Source organism: Ruegeria sp. O6 (genome assembly GCF_056535045.1).
Genome location: NZ_JBQERM010000016.1, coordinates 1 through 23203 on the forward strand (window position 1 = coordinate 1; position 23203 = coordinate 23203).

A 23203-nucleotide genomic window follows, 5' to 3' on the forward strand; every position below is an offset into this window, starting at 1 on the left:
CACCGCAAGCTCGCGGGGCGATAACTCGGGTTCTTCCAGAGCCAGTTCCACGATCTGCTTGCGCACCTTGTCGGGGATGCGGTTCCAAACCCTACCTGGCCGGGAATGGCGATCCTCAAGCCCGGCCTCGCCGAAAGACAGATACCTGTCGTACCAGCGGTAGAAGGTCGTTCTGGGAATGCCGAGCTTTTCCAGTGTGCGTTTGATCGGCAGGTGCGAACCGTCAACCAGCCGGATGATCTCAAGCTTTTCGGATGCGGGATATCTCATTCGTCGTCTCCCCCATCCTCGAACATGCTTTTTTTGAGCAGCCGGTTCTCAAGGGTCAGGTCGGCGACTACCTCTTTCAGCGCCGACGATTCCGCTCTCAAATCCTTCACCTCAGAGCTGGTAGCCTGGCGTGCGGTATCGCCAGCCAACCGCTTCTTACCGGCCTCAAGGAACTCTTTCGACCAGCTGTAATACAGGCTCGTAGCTATTCCTTCACGGCGACACAGCTCCGCTATGCTGTCTTCACCACGAAGCCCATCCAACACAATACGGATCTTCTCCTCTGCCGAATGCTGGCGCCGTGTCTTCCTGCGGATGTCTTTGACAACTCTCTCTGCTGACGCTTTCTGTTTCCCGGATTTCATTCTCATCTCCACTCTCTGATGGTTACGATGAGCCTGAAATCCTCCGCTACGCAATCAACCTAGTCTGTTCCATGGGTGCTGATGGCGGACAGCGACTGGGCTATACATAGCCCTCAAAGCGTATTGTTTGCGGGACTTCAGTTGCACCGTTTTCCTGAGCGAGTAGGGCGCGTGCTGACGAAAAGGTAGCAAGCGCAAAAAGAACAAGAAGGGCCTTTATCATCGTAGCGCCTCGGATTCGGGTTTTGAACTTGGGCCGGGGTTCACAAATGATCGCCCCGGCCAGCGTCAGGGCAAACGAGGTAGTTCTTGCCCTGAAACATCGTACTTTCGCCTAATTTAGAAGATCACCGACGATGCCGACGGCATCGACCACGGTAGACAGGTCATTCGTAACTTCGAGGACTTCGTCATCGACCAGAATGTAGCGGTTTCCTTTGCCCGGCTCCCCAAGCTTCCATTTGGAAAGGTCCCCAATATCCTCGAACTCCAGGTCAGATGGGAGCTTGGCACCGCGCGTGTAGCGCTTGATCTGTCCAGGTGGTACAGCTTTTGGGCCTTTGCCGGGTTTGTCTTCTATCTGAATGCTGACATCACCGTTCTTGCCCCCCTTGTTCGGCTTTTTACCCTTGTTGTCTTTGGCATAGGCATCGCTGCCTCCAAGGATGAAAAACACAACTGCTAAGGCTGCAAGAATTCCGTATGCAATCTTCATAGATTGTTCCTTTGCTTCCCAACTTCATTCGACCGGCGTTGAAAATTCCGGCACGCGCTTGATCTCTTTTAGTTGCCCTTTGGCACACCCCTTAGTGACTGCCTTCACCCCGCATTAGAAAACGATCCGGGTTCTTAGACCGAACAGGGTAATCCGGTCCTGATCGGGATTTAGAAGCGGGTCGGAAATGAATTGTACCGATGGCGTGATCTGCAATCCGGGTGAGATTGAAAAGCGGTAGAAAGCTTCAAGCGTGAACTGATCGCCATCTATGCCTCTTGCTTCGGCCCAGTTTAGGCCCAGACCGGCCAAATCGGTGTTGCGACCATAGTAACCGAGACCGGCAGAAATCGACCGTTCATAAAGCGCTGCGGTTCCCTTCGAGGCCCCTGCACGGAAGAACGGCATCCATTTATTGTCAACAAACCATGCGGCGGAAAACGCTGCGCCGTAATCTTCTGCTCGACTGCCATCGTCAGCCGCATCCGCATGCCAGAGGGTCAGATGGATATTGTCGAAGTAGATGCGATCAAAGCCGGACGTGTACCCAAGTTCGAGCGACTTGAAGAGATTGCCGTCGCTAAACACATCAAAGTTTGGATCGGACGGGTCGGCGTTTGCGTCTGATACGCTGGCAACGGCGTAGAGGTTCTCGCTCAGCTTTACCCCACCGGCAATACCAAGGCCTTGGTTGGGCGTGTTGATTGTCGGGTTGGTATTGAAAGACAGGTTTTGAAAACCACTGTAGGGGCTTACCAACCCGTAGATATCCACAAAGTCCGTTACATCAATCTGGCCGACTTGCAGCGCCCACGACCCATTCTCAGCCCTTTGGGTCCAGAACAAATTGGTCAGAAGCAAACCGTTGTCATTGAAGGCTGTTCCCGTGATTGAAAGGGCTCCGCCATCCAGCCCGAGAAATTGCGGAGCAACGTCAGTATAACTGTGCCTGTCTTCGATCTTGAATGTCAGAGACCCCCGTTCAGTTGCCTGCCAACTGCCGTAGAACCGCGCAATTCCGCTGGCTGCTTCGCCGGTTCCCAGATCAGCATCCGTGGTTTGGCCCAATGCCAGGTAGTCAATGTTGAACCGAAAACCACCCTCAGCCAGTCGGTCTTTCCACTGAAACCAACCCGGTGCGATGTTGCGTGGAAAATCGGAACGATATTGCGGATCGGTGAGCCCGTCTCCGGGCGCAAGATCGGCTTCGACTGAAGATGGCCCGGATAGTCCCTGAGCCGACGCTGCGCCAGCAAATGCAATGCTCAATGCGGCAACCAGAAGTCTTATCATTTTGACGCCTGTGCCCCACCGGTCTTGCGATTTCCTGCCGCGCGGATGCGATCAGCAGCACGCTGCTTCCATTCCAACCTGTCTGCCTCGGTTTCCAGAGTTTCGACACGTTCTGTCTCTAGCTGGAAAGTCGCATTCATAGGCATGAGACCATCCACAACCATCATATTCTGAACAGAAGGATCGATAGTCAGCATGCCCGTCAGCCGAACGGGTTCATGGAAATAGCGGGGCGCCCAGTCCCCGTTCAACCGCACACGGATCATCTGGTTGGGCGGAGGTGGAGGCATATGACTGCACATCCCTCGTTCGGGCACCAAATACGCGACAGGCCTCCCGTCCGGATCATTCGGAGCAGGAATGGCAAAGCCCGTCAGTGTGATTGTTTGACCGTCGAATTCCGGATTTCCGTTTGTGCCAGCCTTTCTTCGCCGTTCCGTCACGACCTCTCGCTGATCGAGTAGCCAGTCGACATCAATTCCATCAGCTGCCAAAGCATCCTCAGTCTCGGTCAGAAGCATTTGCCACTTTTGCCGCTCGTCTTCACTACCACCATCCTGCTGCAACCTGCCGCGTATACGCACAACGAAAAGAACATCGTCGAACTGTTCGGGGCTGAGATCACGATAGGGGTCATCAAAGACCTGCGCAGACGGATCTGGCAGGTCTGCCCAGTCCAACGCGGTTCCAGGCGTCGCCGCAGCATCATAACCGCACAAAACCAACCCTGCGAATACTGCGGAGCAAAACCAATTTCGCATGAATGCTCTCCGGCTGCTTTATCTGGTCAATCCAGTGTGTTTTTGTAGATCACACCGTCCTTCATGATCAGGCGGATTGTTTCTGGGCTTTCAGGCCTCGGGTCGGCCCCAAACCATTGATCACCCGTACCAACCACCGAGAAATCTTCGAGCGGATTGCCGTCGATCAGCAGGATATCCGCATAGGCGCCTTCCTCGATCACACCGAGCTTGCCAGATGTGTAAGGGTTCGAGAAATCGCCTGACAATGCTACGACCTCACCGCCGATTGACGTAAGTGTCACCATCGACTGGTACGGTCCGAAGAACTCGTTATTGAGATGTTTTTCATAAGCAATCTGGATGTTGCATGCTTCCACTGATCCCACGCAATCGGTCTGAAAGCCGCGTTTTACCGGGCATTCCTTCATATTCGGAATGTAGTTCGCGAAAGTCGCGGACGCCGATATCGCTTTCGCGAGGCTCTTGGGCTCGTTCTTGACCGATGGGATATCCAACAAACCCGGATCAAAAGCCGTGAGGTTAGTCGTTATGTAAGCCCCTTTCTCGTTCATAATCTCGGCAATCTCGCAATCGAAGGAGAAGCCGTGTTCAATGGACATTACACCGGCCTCAAGGGCGTTCATGATTGCTTCCTTGCGGTAAGAATGCGCCATGACATAGGTGCCGTATTCGTTGGCAACCTGAACGGCAGCTTCGATTTCTTCCTTGGAGCCGGCGAGCAACTGCCATGGGTCAAACGCCGAGATCACCCCACCCGACTGCATGAATTTCAGCTGTGTCGCCCCCATGCGCATGTTATTACGACCATACAGGTAGACATCATCGACACCGCTGACTTGTTGCGCCATGTTCAGATTACCGAAGTTGGTCTGTCCGCCCGGCGGCGAGGTGAAGGATGCGAAGTCAGCGTGGCCGCCGCGTGTCCCGAGGAACGCGCCTGACGCATAGTGACGTGGACCGACGATCTGTCCGGCGTCGATGGCCCTCCGCAGACCGCCGTTGGCGCCGCCAGCATCTCTTACAGTCGTAAATCCTTGCATCAGGTACATCTCGGCCATCCTGGTTCCATGGATGCCAAAATCCTCCCAGGTCGAGTTCGTTTCCATGGAAGCGATAGACGGTCCCATGAGCATGAGGTGTGCGTGAAGCTCGATGAAGCCCGGTGTGAGTGTCCTACCGCCGCCATCGATCACCTCCGCATTGGGGGCATCGATCGCATCAGTTGAGACGACCTTGATAAGGTTGCCCTCAACCAGAACACTGGCATTCTCAATGCGTTGCTCATTCACACCGTCGAAGATATGCACGTTGGTAAACAGCGTTTGTGGTTCTTCTTGATCCTGAGCCTGCGCGGTCGTCGAAAAAGAAAAAACTGCCGCGACAATTGCCGTCGAGCAAAGAGACATTCGTAAGCCGGACATAAGTACCCCCTTCATATTCATGTTTTGCCAACTATAGTCTGGAATTCACCGACGCGGTTGCCCCTTTTTAATTAGGATGTACGAATATGATGATTAAAATGGCCACTTCTTAAAACTAATCCAAACAAGGGTTATGAGCTTGCCTTTCAACTCCGCCTCCCGAGAGCATAGCGAGGGCTTTGTTCGCCTCTCTTTAGCTGCTCCGTTTCTGCAATATCTCACCGAACGTAAGATCAATCCGCAACCAGCATTGGATCAGGTCGGCTTGAAAGCCGAACTGTTGACTAACCCATCCGTGTTCGTTCACTCCGAGCTGGTTTACGGCTTGGTAAATGCTTTCTCAGAAGTGTCAGGGGATCGATACCTTGGACTAAATGTAGGGGAGTCGTTTGACCTGCAAGGATGGCCTCCGTTCGCTCAAGCCTTGCAATCGACAACGAGTCTGTTCGAGTTTTTTACCCGCTTTGTTGGGCTCGTACCTCAGGAGTCCAATTCTGTGCGGCACAGCCTTATCATTGAAGCGGACAAAGCGACTTATCGTATCGATAGACAACAGGAACCAACTGTCCCACCCGTTCAGGTAACAGGTTTTGGTGCTGCAATCTATGTACGCCTGTTGCAGACCGTCGTCGGCGAATCCTGGGACCCTTCGCGCGTGCGGTGGGAAAGCAGATACATCAATGGTTTGCCTCTCAACTACAAAGGGATCGAGGTTGGCCTTGGAACCGATCCCGGAATGCAAATCAGTTTTCCTGTGGAATGGTTGTTTTTGCATCATGTCTCTGAGGGCTCTGCCAAACCCATAGCCTCGCCTCGCCAAGATCAAGAGGTATCCGTGGTGGCAGCTTTGCGCTCTGTCTTGCGCGGCAAACTGGATGAATCCGATTTGGGGCCGGAGATGGTGGCCGGGTTTCTGGGAATACAGCGGGAACGGTTCCTGAAAGCGCTTCAAAAACAAGGCACAACGTTACCGCGCGAAATCAAACGGCTGCGTATCGATGTCGCCAAGGAGCACCTCAAAGAAGACCAGATGACAATTGCGGAGATTGGTCTGATGCTAGGCTATTCTGACAAGTCCCATTTCACTCGCTTTTTCCGAAGTCAAACCGGAATGACACCGACCAAGTTCCGAAGCAAGTAAATGTGGTCGAGCCAAATGAACGCTTCGAAGATTAGGTCCTCGTGGGATCAGTTCGGAGAAGTTGTAGTGCCACGTTGAACAGGTTAGTCGACGACATGAATGGTTGGTTGCCACCGCCGATACAACCTCTGCAACTGGCCGTTTCGTTGTGTATTTCGGAGTTAGCAAAGCTTGGTTGCGAAGGTCCGCTTCGGGGCTGACTGCGGTCCTTTGGATTAAAAATGCGGAAGGCCGCAAAGTCCCGCGTCTTGTTTGCCGGTTCCAGCCGCGGCGAAAGTGCGTTTCGGAATCCGCTCAAATTTGTGCCGCTCAATGACCGCTCTCACGGCGCCTGCTGCTTCACAGAGAAAATCCCTCCGCGCCCGCGAGTGCTTTCTGCGTCAGCAAAAGCAGCATCGGCAAAAGGCGGGTTTGTCCGCATTGTGTGAATTCAGCCAGCCGATGAATTTGCGCTTGCAGCGAACGGCAGGTTCGGCGGGCCGCGTCACAGCACCAGTTGCCGACGGTTAATGGCCGGTTAGGGCCATTGGAACTTCCGGATGAATACAAGGTTGGAAAAAACGCACCGGTTTCAGTAGCAATCAGTGATCGTTAAAACCGAAAGGATTTGAGTTTTTGTAATGAAATCAATGTGCGGTTTCTACGAACGCGAAGCGAACGTACTTCCATCAAGACATAGACAAAGAACAAGAAAAAGAAATTGATAAAGAGCACTCCATCCGCTTGTGTTACGCAAATCACGGTCGCTGTGTTTGCTGCACGAAGGACGCTTAATCAGAAAGCGGCAACCAGATTGTTTTGCCGGTCCTTCTGTCTCGACCAGCTTCGCGTTCCTTTTGTCCGTCACGGATCCGGGTGCGGGGATTTTCAATCGGGTCTAGGCTGTTCAGATAGGGTGTCAGGCAATAGAAATCTTGCGGATGCTTACGCGATGGTTTCCAGGTGATCATCGCCCACATCCGCTTTAACATTTTAGCACCTGAACGTTTGTATTAGCTGGGTTTTTCACCTGAATAGCATTGCATGGATTGGGTTGTAGCGACCAGCGATTTCTCTGGGAATTGGGTATTCACCGAAAAACCTCATCTCCTTATTGTGACCTTTAGCTGTAATGTGCCAGCTGCCTACTTTTTTGCTGCAGCCAACGCTCCTTATGCCCGCAACCCGACCCCTTTGTTGTGCAACTCGATCACTGTAGCGACACAAGTGATTAATCGGTGTGGGAGAAATTGTAGCGGTTAAAGTAAAGCTCTGATTTTGGATGCTCAATATAGCACCACCTACATTTTTTCAGAATGCTTAGGTTTCGGACGAAAGTGAGAATTAAAGGAAAGTCCTTTAGCTTGAGGTATCGAACCCCGTGAATCAGATTACTTTTCAGTCAGTTAAGGCCTGCCAATTCTGAGGTGGAAGTGTCGCAAGGCTTCGAGAAAACCAATTTCGTATACCACAGTTGGCACTCGCGCCGATTTTTCGGATAGCAAACAAGGAAGTTGAGAATGGTATTTTCAAAAGGTGGGCCAAGGGGTGGGCTGTAAATAGAATCAAAAACACAACGCATTGATAATTAGATGAATTTTTTGGGGATATGGTGCGGGTGGAGGGACTTGAACCCCCACGCCTTGCGGCGCCAGAACCTAAATCTGGTGCGTCTACCAATTTCGCCACACCCGCAACTCAGCGCCGCAGCGCTGGATTGAAGCGGTCAATAACAAAGCTTGCTTCCGAGCGCGAGGGGTAAAATACATGTATCGCCAAGTTTGTAGATCCTCTGATGAGATATGGGGCAACCACGCTATCTTATGAAGATGTATAGCCCCAAGAGGCTTGTCAGTGGAAAGTTGATGGGAACATCAGTGGCCGTGAAACCCGATATCCTGCGGGACAATGTCCACGCTATTTTGGAAGAGCTCTTCATTCGTGCCGAAGTTAAAATTTGACCCAGCTAGCCTGCGAAATATCGCTCTTACGTTGACCAAAGTCCTAGAAAAAGCCGACAGCTTGTTGTCAGATCACCACTGGCGAACATGGAAATCCTACTTCATTGCCCTTGCGCGTTCATAGTTGAATCCATGGGAGGAGGCGCGGGATTACTCGCCACGACACCCCAGAAAACGCATCTGCGACCCTTTCCAACTCAGAGAGCAACTTCAGGTTTCTGAAACAACAAGAATAACTTATCCGACTAAAGTGCCCTTCAGGGCCACACAGATTATTGAATAACCCGCACCGTCAGGTTCAGGCAATTGTGTTCCGCCGGTCTCCGCTCGGTTTCATACAGTAGGTGCGGAATGGCTCTTGCGTCATAGGCATTCCCGCGCAGGTTGAGGCATTCTCAAGAGAACTCCACCACAAAGCTGCCACATTTCAAACGCCAAAAAATCTTATTCACGTCAAAATAAGACCGCCTTGAAGGGTCTTGTTGTTTAGCAGGAGTTAATGAGTCTTTTTTGCCACTTTGGCGCCGGTACGAGTTTCCTGCTCAACTCCAGTACAAGGTTTACTGCTGTGACCGATCTGAATCCCTCCGCTACTGCCGAGCAAGAGGCTGTCTTCTTTGCTCGCGAAAGCTTTCTTGGCGAACTCAAGATCCTGAACCGGGACCACCCGAACACGGGCTTTGGGATATCGCTCCGAACCCATTCCGGAGACCACTACCTGCTGGCCAATGCGCGTATGCCATTGCCCGCGGTCAAATCCGAGGGTTTCCCGACCGGACGCCGCGTTGCGTGCCTTGAAAACGGCGATCGCTTCAGCTCGATCGAAGTGCTGGCTGACGCCAAGGCTTACGAAACCATCAGCCCGCGCGCCGAGGCTGACATTCTGGGCAACGCTTTGGACCTGATCGCACGTATCGACACGCTGACAGGAATTCCAACGGGCCGTCCTTCGCATGAACCCCGCATCGCAGCTACGGGAACCGGAGGTTAAGCATGGCGCGCAATGATCACCTGTTGTCTGTAGGCAACGAAGCTCTGGCGCCAATGACTTCGGCAATGTCATCACTGACGGCGCAGATTGATCAATTGACTGAGGTGGCTGATGCGCGCTCCTCGGCACGTCTGGCAACACTCAAGACCCGGATGGAAAACTTCACCGCCAGCATCACTATGGTCGGTCAGGTAAAAGCGGGCAAATCATCGATTGTAAACATTCTTGCGGGGCGCCCATCTTTGCTTCCGTCGGATGTGAACCCGTGGACGTCGGTCGTCACAACCCTGAATATCAACACGCGTCCACCGGGCGATACCAAGGCCAAGTTCACCTTCTTTGAGCAGGAAGAATGGGACAATCTGATGGTCGGGGGCGGCCGGTTGGGCGAACTGGCCAACCGAGCCGGTGCAGATGACGAGATGGAGGACATTCGCCGTCAGATCGGCGAGATGAAAGCAAAGTCGGAAGAGCGTCTTGGAAAGCACTTCGATCTGATACTTGGCCAAAGCCACCAATACGATCACTTCGATGAAGAACTGATCCAAAGATATGTCTGCCTGGGCGATGAGGACGACCCGGATATCAATCCAAAAACAGGCCGGTTCGCAGATGTGACCAAGTCGGCCGAGTTGTACATGGATATCCCTCAGTACCCGATTGCGCTGAAGCTTTGTGATACGCCGGGTGTCAACGATACCTTCATGGTGCGTGAACAGATTACCCTGCGCAGCCTGCGCGGGTCCGAAGTCTGTGTTGTGGTGCTTGCCGCAAGCCAAGCCCTGACCACCATGGACATGGCCTTGATGCGGATCATCGCCCAATTTGAGAACCGCCAGATTGTCCTGTTTGTGAACCGGATTGACGAGTTGTCAGACCCGGTCAATCAAGTCCCCGAAATCCGCGACCGGATTCTGGATACTCTGAAACAGAACAACATCGACGCAAAGACAAGTGTCGTGTTCGGCAGTGCCTTGTGGGCCGAGGCAGCGCTGACCGGGAACCCCGAAATTCTGAACGAGGAATCCCGCGAAGCACTCAATACATTTTACCTCGCTGCCGGGTTCGGTGATCAGGCCCCCTCGCTGGATAAAATCTGGGCATTGTCCGGTTTGCCTGACCTGCTGCTGGCGATAAACGAGCGTATTGCAGAAGGTGCCGGAACAAGGCTGATGGATCGGGTTCGCCATCGTGCCCGCAACATCGCCAGCCAGATTCGTGCCACCGCCGTGGCAAAGACTCTGTCAGAGGGTGAAGGCGTTGCGCGTGATCTTGACGGTGTTTCTCCGGAAGATGCAATTGCGAAAGTTTCTGCGGAATATGAAAAGAAAGCAGCCGAACTGACCAATGCATTACGCGACAAAGTATTGGAGCGCCTGAACTCAGCCGAGGCGAATTTTGTGAAGCGCGCCACGGATTCTCTGATCGCGCACCTTGAGAAGAATGGCGAGCAAGGCACGTGGCAATACGACCCTGCTGGATTGAGGACTTTGCAAAAAGCCGCTTATTTCAGTTTTGCCCGCGCAATGCGTAAGGATGCTGGCGCGCTCTACTCAACTGCGGCTGCGGATGTCGAAGCGCTGTATCACAAAATTCTTGGCAACCACCTGGGCGAATTCAGCATCGAAGCACCTATCGTGCCGCGCGTTCCACCACCATTGGGGATCGGCCGGACGATCGCTCTGGACTTGCAAAGTACCTGGTGGCGGCGCTGGTGGCAAAAGCGCAAAGGTTTTGAAGCATACGCTGCCGATTACACACGCCTGATCGCGTCCGAGGCGAATTCGATCACCAAGGATATCGAGGAAAACCAGATTGCGGCCGTGTTGGAAAACGTCCGCGCTATTCTGGCGGATTTCATGCGGGAACAGAAGGAAACGTTGCTGAGCATCTCATCATCAGCAGACAAAAACTCCAGCCAGACCTCGGCAGCGATGGCGGGCCTGCAACCTCAGAAATCGCGAGACGAGATTCTGGGTGACATCCTGAAAGACCTAAGCAACGAAGCGGCATAAGTAGAAAAATGGCAAAAGATTCACAAACACGCTTTGTTTCACCGAAAGCATGGGAACGTATCGAGCAGTGGTCCCGCCGCAAACCGGTTTTCGCTTTGATGGGTGAATTCAGCGCTGGCAAATCCACACTGATGAACTTTTTACTGCGAACGCAAACCTTGCCAACGCAGGTTACTGCAACCCAGTTACCACCGGTCTGGTTTAGCTGGGGCAGTGAAAAACCATATATCAAGCGGCATGACGGAAGCGTCGAACCAATCGAGCTGGATCAGCTTGAGACTGTTGGCGTCAATGACGCGCAGTTCATTCGTATCTTCCTTGAAGCCGATATTCTGGAAGCCGTCGATCTGATCGACACCCCCGGCATCTCGGACCCCAAAATTTCGACAGATGTCTGGCAGCGCGCAGTCGGGCAGGCAAACGGCGTCATTTGGTGCACCCATGCGACACAAGCCTGGCGCGAAACCGAACGTGCAACGTGGGTTTCGCTGCCGGACCGCTTGCAACACAACTCGCTGCTGTTGGTGACGCGGGCGGATGCACTAAACCTTAAAGACCGTCAAAAGGTTCTGCGACGTGTCAATCGCGAAGCCGGACATCTGTTCAACCGGTCCATTTTGTTTTCCGCCCGGGATGCGATCAATGCCCGCGACAAGACTGGCGACGCCGAAATGTGGTCGCGCAGCGGTGGCGGCAAGATGATCGACAGTTTTCTGGAAATCACAGAACAGATCATGGACAATCGCGCCGATCAGCTGGCGCGGTACCAGATCGACAAAAGCCAGTCCGGCGCATTCAAGGTTCAACCACTGCGCCCCGCCCGCAAACCAGACGACCGAGAGGCACTGGCGGACGGCATCGAAGCTACTCCTTTGCGGCTGGTCAATCCGCTGGAAAACGAACAGCAACCAGAAGCCGACGATCATAATGTCGTAACAAGCTTCCCCATCCGGCCAGCCCGTGTAGAGCGACGCGTTGACGAAGGCGAACGGGTTCGGATCAACCCGGAAGACGCTGAACGGCTGCGGGCAGAAATGGTATCAGACACCGAGCAGATGCCTGAGGAAACCGATACCAGCGACGAGTTGCGTGCCTTCTTCAAGGACACCTCGAGCGATCCTCTTGAGTTGAAGAATGTCGCCGGTCTGGAAGAAGACGTGGACGAGTTCGACCTGTCCGGTGAATTCGGTGCTGCCGATAATGCTGACGACCTGCTGGGTGACGCTCCAGATGCTGAAACGGGCGACAAGTCCGTTGATGACGTGCTGACCTCGTTGAACACGACTCTGCGTGAAGCCGCGGCCGAAGCGGACGAAGTCGAAGTTTTCACGCCGGAAGTTGAATCGCGTGATGATCGGGGTATCGAAGTCTCGGTATCCTCCATTGCGGCTCTGATGGCGGCTCAGCCCGAGAACAACGCCGAGGATTACGAACCTGAGCCTGAGACAAACGGCTTGATAGAAGTCGTAGCCTCAGTCGAGGAAGACGCCCGCGATATCCGCCACGATGCGCACATCGATCTTCCAGAATCCGCAGCCGGGTCGCCGCTTAGCGCGTCGGATATGTGGCGGGAAATTACAATCAAGGAGGACCTGCCAAAGGACGCAGTCGGGCTTCAGAATGTATTCAAAGCCTTTCTTGCCGAATTTGACCAGATCGCAGTTGAATATAGTGCGAAACAGTCCAGACACGCCCCGCAAGCCATTCCAAAAACGAAAGAAAACAGCAATGCAGAATGGCATGTTTTATAAGGATGCCTTAATCAAGGCGCTGAAAAGAAGGACGATAAAGAGTTAAATGTCCATTCAGGATGCATTGAACACCGCGATTGAAACGATACCCGACTGCATTGCAGCCGGGTATATCGACATGGAGACCGGCATGCTTTTGGGCAGCAGTGTCTCTGATTCTGATTGCGCTGAATCGCTGGAGACTTTGGCAATAGCAGTGGCCAATCTGTTTCAGGGGCGGGGTGTCGCTGCATTTGAAGCGCTCTTGCACGAGGCCGGAAACACTGATGAGGAAAACGCCGGGTTTGGGGAAATCGCGGTGTTTTCAAAAGACCGGTTGAACATCTTTTTGCGGACCAAGGAATATCCTGATCATGTGGTCTGCTATATCTGCCGGAACAGCACGAATGTAGGGCTGGCGCTCACGAAATCGCATCTCAGTCTCAAGCCGGTTGCGGCCGCAGTCTGAACGGGACCAGAGGGGGTCACGGTATGATGGACACAGACATTCTCGACATGCTCGAAGATATCGGGCGGTCTTCGGTTGCCCGCCTGTCTCCGACGGTTATTGTCCCCGGTGAAACTGCTACAGCCCGTCGGGCGGCTGTGTTGCGTTTCATTCGCGGAACGATATTGCCCAGACGACTCGAGCTGACCGCGGCCAACGGAAGCTGCCTGAAAATCGAAGTAAACAGCTCCCGGATCACGGATGTGTTTCAGGTGCCGTCCGGGCAGATCCCCGATTTCGAAACGGAATCACGTACCGCGCTGGTCGACAAACTGGCCCAACTGATTTCTGACATTTCAGCCGCCCCTGCCCCACTGGAACTGATGTCTGGAAAGCCCGCCTCGACGCTGGAGGCTGATGATGTTGGTATTACGCTGAGTGAGATCGAGAACGCCTGCGCCGGAATTGAGCTTTCCTCTGAGCCCATTGTGTCTGTCGTTCCGGACGTTGAAAAACCTTCAGACAACAGCCCTGCCCCGGCAGCAGGGTCGGGCAATTCGTTGGCGCAACAGTTTTTTGACGGGGCTGCACGCTTTGCCACAGGTCGTGTTCTTGTGGACAGTATGGAAAACACTGCACTGGTTTGCGAAGGAACCTGTAAACCTTCCGAGGGAATGCACGCCAATCAAGAGATTTTGACACGTTTTGTTTCAGATCTTGCTGGTTGGAACAACGACACCCGGGACGAATTCGAAGGCCCACATCTGATCGTCATGCGGCCATCGGGTGGTAAGGGTGCGGGCATGGCTGTTCTGGGCGACAACGAACAGATTGCTGTGGCCATTCATGATGCCCGCAAACTTGGTGCGGTAATCAATCTTTGGAAATCTTTGGAGGAGGCTGAGGAATGACCGCCCCCAAAGCATTCAAATTTTCGACTAATTCAATGCGTTGTTTTTTTGTAGTCAGGGTAAAGAGTAATGAGTGAAACACATCGCCGCGAGCTTATTCGCATCGCAGAAGACATGAACGGGACAAGCAATGACGAAACACGTCAGTTCATATCGCGCATCATTGGTGATCTGGGAAAACTGAAACCGTCAGTTGCCTTTGTCGGGCAGATCAAGGCAGGAAAGTCGCGCTTGATCAACGGCTTCACCGGTCAGGCAGAATACCTGCCGTCGGACGTGAACCCGTGGACAACCGTGATCACCGACATGCATTTCGGGCACCCGAACGGTCGAACCGAAGGGGCCGAGTTCCATTTCTTCGACAACTATCAGTGGCAATCACTGATCGCCGAAGGCGAAGAGTTGCGCAACATGTTCCCGGATGACGAGGACAGCTACAAGCGCGAGATGATCGAAGAGCAGGTCGAAGCCATGAAGACCCGGGCGCGTCGGCGACTGGGGGACAGTTATGAACAGCTGTTGGGTCAACATCACGATCTGGATCAACTGACATCCGATGATCTGGCGCGTTACGTGTGCGCCGGGGACGACCCCGCGGAAGACGGGACAGTTGACCCCGGCAGTGATCGGGGACTTTACAGCGACATCACGCGCAAGGCCGAGGTCTATTTCGACATCGGGCATTTCCCGTTCCCTCTGACCGTCACTGATACGCCCGGAGTAAATGACCCCCTGCTGATCCGTGAGGAGATTTCGCGTCAGTATCTCAAAGAATCCGATTTCTTTGTGGTGGTTCTGTCAGCGCATCAGGCGTTGTCGCGTGCGGACCTGAAACTGTTCAGGCTGATGCAGGCATTGGAACTTGGACAGATCGTTGTCTTCATCAACCGAGTCGATGAATTGGGCGGCGGGGCCGATGATGCGGCAAAGGTGCGTCTGGATGTTGTAGACGGGCTCGAAAAAGCGTTAGGCACGTCGAATATCGATGTACTGATGGGAAGCGCACAATGGGCGCATTATGCACTGACCGGCGATGAAACCGGTGTGAACCACGATCATATTCTGGCTTGGTTGCGGGCGCACCCGGAACAGATGCAACAGTACCTGAACGGCGTGGCCGAGATCAAACAAGGCCCGGGACCCATCAGCCGCGAGGCTGTACTACGGTTTGCCGCGATGATCGCGTCGGGCTTGCCCGACTTGCGCCGCCATGTCACTCAGGCGTTGGCGGACGGGCCGATAAACGAACAGCTGAGGATGGCGTGGCAGCATCTCGACAGCTTCGCGCGTGGCGATTTGGAGCGGTCACAGGTACATCTTCGTGCGCTGCAAGACGAAGGCAGCGCGGGGGCGCACAGCCCGGATGACAGCGACAAGACGCTTGGTGATCTGCGCAAATTGATTGCGGACAAATCGCAAGACATCGTCAAGGACATGGACGATGTTCTGTCAAACCTGCGTGGGGTCATGGATGACACAGTCTCTGAATCCGTCTTTGTTGTGGTGCGCGGACCTGAAGGACAATCCCCATTGCTTGCCAAAGGCGGCGCGACCGAATTGAATTTCACTCCTTTGCGCGAACAAATGCGCGAGTTGGTGCAGGGCGCGTCGCAAGTGGTGCGGCAACGCATGTTGAGCGAACTTTACGCGATCGACATGCAATGCAACGCCGCTTTGCGGGCACTGCCAGGGTGGCAGGAACCAGTCGACAATCGCATGAACACAAGTGCAGTGCGTTGGTTCCGTCCGGACACCACCGCCTTGACCCGTGGCATTACCGTTGAGCTGCGTGTAAACTGGTTGTCGCGTCTGATATCGCGCAACAGCGTTGTGGCGCGGGCCGAGCGCATGATCGTGCAGGAATTCGAACTGATTGGCGATGACCTGATCGACACAACGCGTGAAAATCTTCTGGAACGGTTGAAAACTGTTCTGGATCATTACTTGGCCCTGTTGGCAGGCCATCTTGAGCACCGTTCCGGAGCGGGTGAGTTGAATGCTCAGGCGGAAGCACAAGCTGCGTTCGAACGGGCGCGCCGTATTGCTGACGAGTTGGATAGTGTCTTTGGAACAAGCAACGTGGACGAACGACAAGCAGAGGCTGCGGAATGATTGAGTTTCCCGGAACCGAACAGGAAGTGCGCCAGCTGGAGCGTTTTCTGACATCGACAGAAAAACTGTCGTCGGACCCGAAATTGGAAGATATGCGCGCACGGGCTCTGGCCCACGCCGAACGCCTCTCCAACGCGGTCAACATCGGTTTCGCCGGAGAGTTCGGGGCGGGCAAGTCAAGCCTTGCAAACATGCTGGCAGGGGCGGATATTCTTCCAACCGGTCCGCAGCACCTGAAGCTGCCACTTGTCATCGTTGCCTACGCGGATACGCCAGAGACGACAGTCGGCTGGTGGAACAAGGAGCCAAAGACATATTCTGGTATAGCACTGGAAAAGGCCGCTGCGGATGAGCCTGACTTTATTTCGGTTGGATTGAACACACCTGCTCTCAAAGAGATATCACTGTTCGATCTTCCCGGCTCTGGCGCATTGGATGATACATACAAACAGACACTGGACCTGCTGAAATTCGTCGACTGTGCCATCTGGTGTACCAACGGCACAAGCGCATGGCGTGAAACAGAACGGCATTTGTGGGCGCAGGTGCCGCCCGAGCTAAGAGCCAACAGCCTGCTGGCAGTTACACATGCTGATTTGCCCCCGGTGCAGGCCGCTCTGGATCGGGTACTGGCTCGATTGAACAAAGAAAAAGAAGGACTGTTTCGCGCTGTGGTCCCAATTGGCACGCCCGTCGCGGTGCGCGCCATGGCACAAGAGCCGGAACCAGATTTTGATCTTTGGGAAAACTGTGGCGGCCAGGAACTCGCGGAAAAGGTCCTTGATGCGGCGTCTGACCGGCGGCGCAGTGACCTTGACGCTGCCCGGAAGGATCTGAAGCACGAGTTTCTGCCATTCCTGGAAACATTGAATGGGCCAGAGCCGGAACCTTCCGTCAACGATGCTGCGTCAATGCAGTCAACGCTGGGGTCTGCCCTTCCGCCACTGAACAACCCAATTCTTGAAGACTGGTTGGCTGCCATTGCCAGCATTTATGAAGATCTGCGTGACACCGCCGCCATTGAACCCGCAGCGTTTTTGCAAAGCTGCCAGGAAATCGTCGAAGATTTCGCGGAACGGCTGGACCAAGGTGGCGAGATCGATCCGGATGCTGACTGGATTCCGGCCGAGTTCGAAAAAGCGACTGACTTGTTGTTGTTGCTTCAGTTTGAAAGCGGAGATGCGCCTTTGAAAGACGCAATCAGCATACTTGTACAGCTTGGTGACAACCTTGCCTGGGCTGGCAGTACCGTTGCCGCAGCACAATCCAAAACCGGTACCTAGCACATTCCATCAGGATTGAAGCGCTGTTCAGCGATTCGAAGGGCCGAAGAATCGGGACTTTATTGTTTCGAATTCGTAGACCAAGAGACCGATTTGGGGTCGTCAGTTTTCATTTATTCCACCCCGTTAATCAATATATTGTGCTATTGCTTCGAACTAACGCCATATATGCCATAATCAAAAAAACGATCCTTAGTGAAGCCATCAGGCGGCCCCATTAAAGTCAAATTTGAAACGTCTAACCGTTCTCAAGTGTCCTGCGGTTGTTTTTGGTTGTGAGTTCGTGGGCTGCCGGCCCTGTTTAATTAAGCCGCAAAATGAGTAGAACGGGCGGATTAAAATGAGCCACAACCAGGCTGTCGGTGCAACGCACGACGAACCAAAAATTGAAGGACTGCAACCGGGCGCAAAGCTGTTGCGCGGGCAGTATGAGATCCTCCGATATCTCAGCAACGGCGGATTTGGGATCACCTATTTAGCACGCGACAGCCTGGAGCGTGATGTCGTGATCAAGGAATGTTTCCCCGGTGCGTTGTGCCGTCGCAACGGGGACTTGGTTGAGCCGAACGACCCGTCCTACAAGGATGATTTGCGCGCCATTATCGACCTGTTTATTCAGGAAGCCCGCAATCATGCGCGTCTGGTGCATCCGAACATCGTCGACGTTCATCAGGTGTTCGAAGACAACGACACAGCTTATATCGCTATGGATCTGATCCGTGGTTGCGACCTGCTGGACTATGTTGAGAATCCGGAAAACGACGGTGGTCCTGACTTTATCGTGCAAGTCACGGAAAAGATGCTGTCCGCGGTGTCGTTCATCCACCAAAGCGGGATGCTGCACCGTGACATTTCACCCGATAACATCCTGATTGACGAAAACGGAAACCCGGTCCTGATCGACTTCGGTGCCGCGCGTGAGCAAGCCGCAAACAAGTCGGCCGCATTGTTGACCCTGCGCGTTATAAAAGACGGATATTCGCCGCACGAGTTTTACGTCCGTGGTGCCGAACAAGGGCCCAGCAGTGACCTCTATGTCTTGGCCGCGACTCTGTATCACGCAATCAGTGGCGAACGCCCGGTAGACGGCCAGAGCCGCCTGAATGCCTTCAACAACGGGCAGGACGACCCTTATACCCCATTGGCAGGCCGCTTTGACGGATACCCCGATGGATTCCTCGAAGCAATCGACAAGGCAATGGAAGTACACGCAACGGACCGGTTGCAGACAGCCCTGGATTGGCTGCGCATGTTCCGCGGCCCTGGCGTGATGTTTGATACCTTCGCCTATCGCCCGGTTTCCGTGATTGTCGGCATGGATCGCAAGGACAAGGAAGAAGAAAAGGCGCGGATCAAGGCCGAAAGTGAAAATGCCGAAGCGGTTGTGACGGCTCTGCTCGCCGGGAACTCGGACATTGTTCGCGAAACCGAAAAAAAGAATGAACCCGAGATGGCAAAGATTTCTGCAAAAGCGGAAACACCGGTCGCAGTTGATACCGTGGTTCAGAGCGGATCCGGTGGCAGCGGCAAGATGATCGCTGGTGCAGCAGTGCTTGTGGCAGCGTTGGCTGCAGGCGGTTTCTTCGTGATGTCCGGCGACAAAGGTGAAGAACAAGCTGAGGTTACGACGACGCTGCCTGAAGCAACCACACAAACTGCCGAAGCAGACCCGCCCGCGGTGGAAGAACCCGTGGCCGAAACACCTGAACCCGACGTCACGGTCGCTTCAGAGCAACAACCTGAACCAGAAGAGCCTGTCGAGCAGGCGCAAGTTGAACCTGCGGAACCAACCGCTACAGAAACAGCGTCCGAAGCTACCGAGACTGCCGGTGCCCAGGAACAACCTGCAGAACAAGAGGTTGCGGCCGTTGTGGACGAACCCAAAACCGATGCCGCTTCCGGCACTCCGGTCGAACAACAGGTATCTTTCCACCATTGGGATGTTGAAATCCCCTTCCAGACGTCCCGCCGCCGCACCGCAACAGGTGCAACAATTGCGGTAACCGGTGTGGACGCCAAACAGGACATGAGCGTTATCGGCGAATGGGTGGAACCCGGAGTTGTGATCTTTACTCTGAACGGCAACCCGGTTCGTCAGGACATCTCTTTCGCGGCGCAAGTCCTGGACAAGCTAAGCGTCGACCCAGACGGCTTTACACGGGTTGCAGCCCGCTACCGGCCGCTTGGAAAGACCCGCGCGCAGAATGGCCTGCTGGCACTGCCTGTTCTGCGCTCGGTCGGATTGGAGAACGGTTACTCGTTCACAGTCAGCAGCTCGGGAGGTGAAGGGTGGCAAACAAAAGTAAGCTCGGTTCCAGCCGAGGCGACAGGCAGCTTGCAAAAAGGCGATGTTCTGTTGAGCGAAAGCCAGACCAACATGACATTGAATACGTCCGAAAGCCTTGATGGCATGCTGGCTGCGCTGGTTTCCGACAGTCAGCCAGAGGCAAGGCTGACCGTATTGCGCAACGGTGCTGAGGTAGCTGCGACCATGCAGTTAGCGCAGGAGTGATCTGACCGGTTCAATTTTGATCTGCCAGTGTGTGTTTACTGAGGGTGGCTTTAAGTTTGCCGCCCGGCGGGAACCGGCCCGCCGCAGAGAGTACCAGTTTCCATGTTTTCAATTGAGTGTCTCTGCGTTGTTCCACGCAGGGTTAGGTAGCAGCCCCATGGCACAAAAGGTCCGTGCCAACAATTCGAAGGTGTCGACACCATGTTCAAATACAAAAGCCCTCTGAGCCGGCTTCTCGAAGGTGCCGGCAAATCCAAAGAAGATGATGTTGCTGAAAACGCTCATGCAGCTGACAGCGCGGCACCTGAAACCGAAAAGCAGGAGCCTATCGCAGACTTCAACGCGCTGCGTGCCGCACTGGCCGGTGGAAACATGACGTCTGAATCCTATGAGGAAACAGACGAGCTTATCCCTGAAGAGAAAATGCCGGAATTCGACGAAGTTGCGGCGGAGAACACGGAAGAGCCGGTTGAAGTGTCCATCTTCGTTGAAGATGCAACTGACGAGGACGACCAAGATACCAAGAACTTGATGGCCGACCCCGACGATGACGAGGATATCTCGGACGATCAAATCATCACTTTGCATGTAGCAGACGAGCTTGCCGAAACACCGGATGAAGTTGCGCCGCCTCTGGATGTAGCTGAAATGAGCGCGCCGGAAACGGTGGAAGCTGAGGTTGCAGCCCCGTCCGTGCAAGAACCGGCAGTGGTGGAAGAGGGTGCCGTACAGGCTCAACCCACGCCTGCCGCCCCAGCCGAGGACCGTCGCTCGCGGGTCAAAACAACGTTCCTTGGGTTTGAGCGTGCGGACACGCATGTTCAGGAATTGATCGAAACATCAGAACCTGTCTCAAAAACCGAAGCCGCTCAGGAAACATTCCCGGTTGGCTGGCTGGTGGTGACGGCAGGTCCCGGACGGGGCGCAAGCATCACCCTGACCGAAGGCCTGATGCAAATCGGCCGAAACGATGATCAAGCGATCCAACTGGATTTCGGCGACACGGGCATTTCACGTTCGAACCACGCTGTTATTGCTTATGACCCGGAAGATCGGAAATGCTATCTGGGGCATGGCGGTAAGGCCAACCTTGTTCGCCTGAATGGTAAACCCGTTCTGAGCACAATCGCACTCTCCAGCGGTGATCTGATCCGCATCAGTGAAACATCAATCCGATTTATGGCCTTCTGCGATGAAGGTTTTGATTGGCGGGATTCCTGATAGATGCTGGCTACTCCGGCATATGATGTTGCGCTGATCCTGAACCAGGGTCAGCGGGAAACGCAGGAAGACGCGATTGCTGCGCGCATGTTCGACGCATCGGACGCGGGCTATATCGCGATTGCTGACGGTATGGGTGGCCACGAGGCGGGCGAAGTGGCTTCGGAAATGGTGATTGCCGCTTGGCGGAACGCGCTGGATACCGAGCTAGAAGCCGATACCTTGAATGAAGGCGCCGCAATTGACGCGCTGCCATTGGCAGCCATGCAAGCCAATGCAGCGATATCCGACCATAACGAGGCACAGGGCCAGGGTTTCAACATGGGCTCCACCTTGTTGGGTGTCCTCTTTCTGGGTCAGCGTGTGTTCAGGATTTCGATCGGAGACAGCCCCCTTTACCTGTTCCGCGAAGGCAAGTTGACACAGGTGAACGAAGACCACTCGATGGCCCCCGTGATCGACGCAAAACTGGCCGCTGGTGAGCTTTCGGAAGCTGAAGCACGGGGATTGGACAGGAACCAACTGACGTCGGTGATCATGGGGGGTGCTATTCCAAAAGTGGATTGCCCTGAAGACCCGCTGATCGTGTCTCCGGCTGATATTCTGATCCTTGGCAGCGACGGGCTTCAGTATCTTAGCGACGCTGAGATTCAGGATGTTCTGCGCCTGCATCAGCAGGAGCTAGCACAGGAAATCGCCGAAGCCTTGCAACTGGCAGTGCAGGCCAAGGGCGACCCCGATCAGGACAATCTGTCGATCGCAGTCGCAAAACTTACGAGAAAATAACCAGGCAAAGCAACAGGACCCATGAGAAAACACCTATTCATATCAAGCCTTGCCCTTGCCGCCGCCACAGGCGCGGCGTCAGCGCAAGAGGCATGTTCAAGCTACGAGATTCAGCGTGGCGATAGTCTGCGGGAATTGGCAATCCGAGTTTACGCGACCGAAGATTATCGGCCAATCTACGATGCGAACAGGGATGTTATCGGCACAAATCCCAATATCATTCGTGTCGGCGATGTTTTGAAATTGCCTTGCCTGGAAGATGTCGGGCGCGCGCCCGAGTTGCCCGACACCGAAGCAGGACGCCTCGCGGCTGAAATGGCCTCAGAACTGGTAAAAGCGGCAGAAGAACGCGCGGAGAAAGCCGTGGCCGAAGCGGAAGCCCGTGTCGCGGCGGCAGAGGCTGAGGCAAAGAAGGCAAGTGAAGATGCAGTCGTCGCTGCACGGGCCGCTGCCAAAGAAGAGATTGAGGCAGCCCGCTCGGAAGCCGCCGCACTGATCAGAAATGCTAACGCTGAAACGCGCCCGGAAATTCGTGATCGTCAGTTGCTGTTGATTACCGGTGGGAACTACGCTCCGTTTACGGACGAAGCATTGCCCAACCGGGGGCTTTACACGCATCTGGTTGAGACAGCGATGCTGCGTGCCGCGCCGGAACAAGCGTATAAAATTCAGTTCGTGAACGATTGGTCGTCGCACCTGGATCTCTTGATGCCAACACTTGCATTTGACGGCACCTTCCCCTGGTCACGCCCAAATTGCGAAGATGCAGCAGCGTTGTCGGAAAGTGACCGCAATCGTTGTGAGACCTACGATTTCTCAAACCCGTTCTATGAAGTCGTGGATACATTCTTTGCGCGCGATGGATCGGGGTACGAGCAGACGCTGACCTATGCCGACTTTGCCGGGACAACAATTTGCCGCCCGGAAGGCTGGTCGCTTTCACATATGGACGCGGTAAGTCTTTACGAACCCGTCATCAAGCTGATGCGGCCAACATCGCCTGATGATTGCTTTCATGCTGTGATGGACGGAACTGCCGATATCGTGGCAATCGAAGCGCATCTGGCAGAGGAAGCCATCGCACGGCTTGGCTATAAACACCGGATTATCGAAAACCCCAACCTGGCGGCGATCAAGTCGCTTAATGTCATGACCCATAAAGATAATCCTGATGGGGAAGCGATCTTAGAGACGCTGAATCAGGGTCTGGCAATCATGCAGCAGTCAGGCGAATGGCGCGATATCGTGTCGACCGCCCTGCGTCACCAAATGGAAAATGGATAAG

The 23203-nt window shown here is 54.3% G+C and carries 16 protein-coding genes, 1 tRNA gene and 1 pseudogene; 12 read left to right on the forward strand and 6 right to left on the reverse strand.

Going from position 1 to position 23203, the window contains the following annotated elements; translation table 11 throughout:
- The 5 genes and pseudogenes from ACR0DY_RS16950 to ACR0DY_RS16970 all read right to left on the reverse strand — a co-directional run.
- Window positions 1-641: pseudogene (locus tag ACR0DY_RS16950) on the reverse strand (helix-turn-helix domain-containing protein); the annotation flags it as partial.
- 328 nt (window positions 642-969) lie between these two features.
- Window positions 970-1350: a hypothetical protein gene (locus ACR0DY_RS16955; protein ID WP_480546995.1), complete on the reverse strand. Its 381-nt coding sequence runs from the start codon at window positions 1348-1350 to the stop codon at window positions 970-972.
- A gap of 114 nt (window positions 1351-1464) precedes the next feature.
- Entirely contained in the window at window positions 1465-2643 is a 1179-nt protein-coding gene (locus tag ACR0DY_RS16960; protein WP_170337128.1) for a carbohydrate porin, read from the reverse strand.
- Complete coding sequence (locus ACR0DY_RS16965; protein WP_480488537.1) at window positions 2640-3404, reverse strand: DUF3299 domain-containing protein; 765 nt, start codon at window positions 3402-3404, stop codon at window positions 2640-2642. Before ACR0DY_RS16965 ends, ACR0DY_RS16960 begins: the two co-directional genes overlap by 4 nt.
- Window positions 3405-3430: 26 nt before the next feature.
- Entirely contained in the window at window positions 3431-4849 is a 1419-nt protein-coding gene (locus ACR0DY_RS16970; protein WP_480488539.1) for an amidohydrolase family protein, read from the reverse strand.
- A gap of 112 nt (window positions 4850-4961) precedes the next feature.
- On the opposite strand from ACR0DY_RS16970, the gene ACR0DY_RS16975 reads away from it, so the two are divergent.
- The gene (locus tag ACR0DY_RS16975) at window positions 4962-5969 is read left to right on the forward strand and encodes an AraC family transcriptional regulator (protein WP_480539667.1); all 1008 of its coding nucleotides are present in this window, start codon (window positions 4962-4964) and stop codon (window positions 5967-5969) included.
- A 1589-nt stretch (window positions 5970-7558) separates the two neighbouring features.
- On the opposite strand, the gene ACR0DY_RS16980 is transcribed toward ACR0DY_RS16975, so the two are convergent.
- A tRNA-Leu gene (locus ACR0DY_RS16980) sits at window positions 7559-7643 on the reverse strand.
- A gap of 834 nt (window positions 7644-8477) precedes the next feature.
- Between ACR0DY_RS16980 and ACR0DY_RS16985 the strand changes: the two genes are divergently transcribed.
- The 11 genes from ACR0DY_RS16985 (at window position 8478) to ACR0DY_RS17035 (ending at window position 23202) form a co-directional block, all read left to right on the forward strand.
- Window positions 8478-8900, forward strand: a complete 423-nt coding sequence (locus ACR0DY_RS16985; RefSeq protein WP_209507691.1) for a hypothetical protein — start codon at window positions 8478-8480, stop codon at window positions 8898-8900.
- A gap of 2 nt (window positions 8901-8902) precedes the next feature.
- Window positions 8903-10915: a dynamin family protein gene (locus tag ACR0DY_RS16990; RefSeq protein ID WP_480487410.1), complete on the forward strand. Its 2013-nt coding sequence runs from the start codon at window positions 8903-8905 to the stop codon at window positions 10913-10915.
- Window positions 10916-10923: 8 nt separating this feature from the next.
- On the forward strand, window positions 10924-12666 hold the full coding sequence (locus ACR0DY_RS16995) for a dynamin family protein (protein WP_480898779.1): 1743 nt from the start codon (window positions 10924-10926) through the stop codon (window positions 12664-12666).
- 46 nt (window positions 12667-12712) lie between these two features.
- Window positions 12713-13114 (forward strand): hypothetical protein, encoded by a 402-nt coding sequence (locus ACR0DY_RS17000; RefSeq protein WP_480898782.1) that lies wholly within the window; start codon window positions 12713-12715, stop codon window positions 13112-13114.
- A 23-nt stretch (window positions 13115-13137) separates the two neighbouring features.
- Entirely contained in the window at window positions 13138-14004 is an 867-nt protein-coding gene (locus ACR0DY_RS17005; protein WP_480898785.1) for a hypothetical protein, read from the forward strand.
- Window positions 14005-14073: 69 nt separating this feature from the next.
- On the forward strand, window positions 14074-16116 hold the full coding sequence (locus ACR0DY_RS17010) for a dynamin family protein (RefSeq protein ID WP_480483674.1): 2043 nt from the start codon (window positions 14074-14076) through the stop codon (window positions 16114-16116).
- Window positions 16113-17399: a dynamin family protein gene (locus ACR0DY_RS17015; protein ID WP_480483673.1), complete on the forward strand. Its 1287-nt coding sequence runs from the start codon at window positions 16113-16115 to the stop codon at window positions 17397-17399. Before ACR0DY_RS17010 ends, ACR0DY_RS17015 begins: the two co-directional genes overlap by 4 nt.
- Window positions 17400-17739: 340 nt before the next feature.
- A complete protein-coding gene (locus ACR0DY_RS17020; RefSeq protein ID WP_480546993.1) occupies window positions 17740-19911 on the forward strand; it encodes a serine/threonine-protein kinase in 2172 nt (723 codons plus the stop codon).
- A 201-nt stretch (window positions 19912-20112) separates the two neighbouring features.
- Window positions 20113-21132 carry an FHA domain-containing protein gene (locus ACR0DY_RS17025; RefSeq protein ID WP_480483671.1) on the forward strand — a complete coding sequence of 340 codons (1020 nt, stop codon included), beginning with the start codon at window positions 20113-20115 and terminating at the stop codon, window positions 21130-21132.
- 3 nt (window positions 21133-21135) lie between these two features.
- On the forward strand, window positions 21136-21918 hold the full coding sequence (locus ACR0DY_RS17030; protein ID WP_267366226.1) for a PP2C family protein-serine/threonine phosphatase: 783 nt from the start codon (window positions 21136-21138) through the stop codon (window positions 21916-21918).
- A gap of 21 nt (window positions 21919-21939) precedes the next feature.
- Window positions 21940-23202, forward strand: a complete 1263-nt coding sequence (locus ACR0DY_RS17035; protein ID WP_480546991.1) for a type 2 periplasmic-binding domain-containing protein — start codon at window positions 21940-21942, stop codon at window positions 23200-23202.
- Window position 23203: the final 1 nt, after the last annotated feature.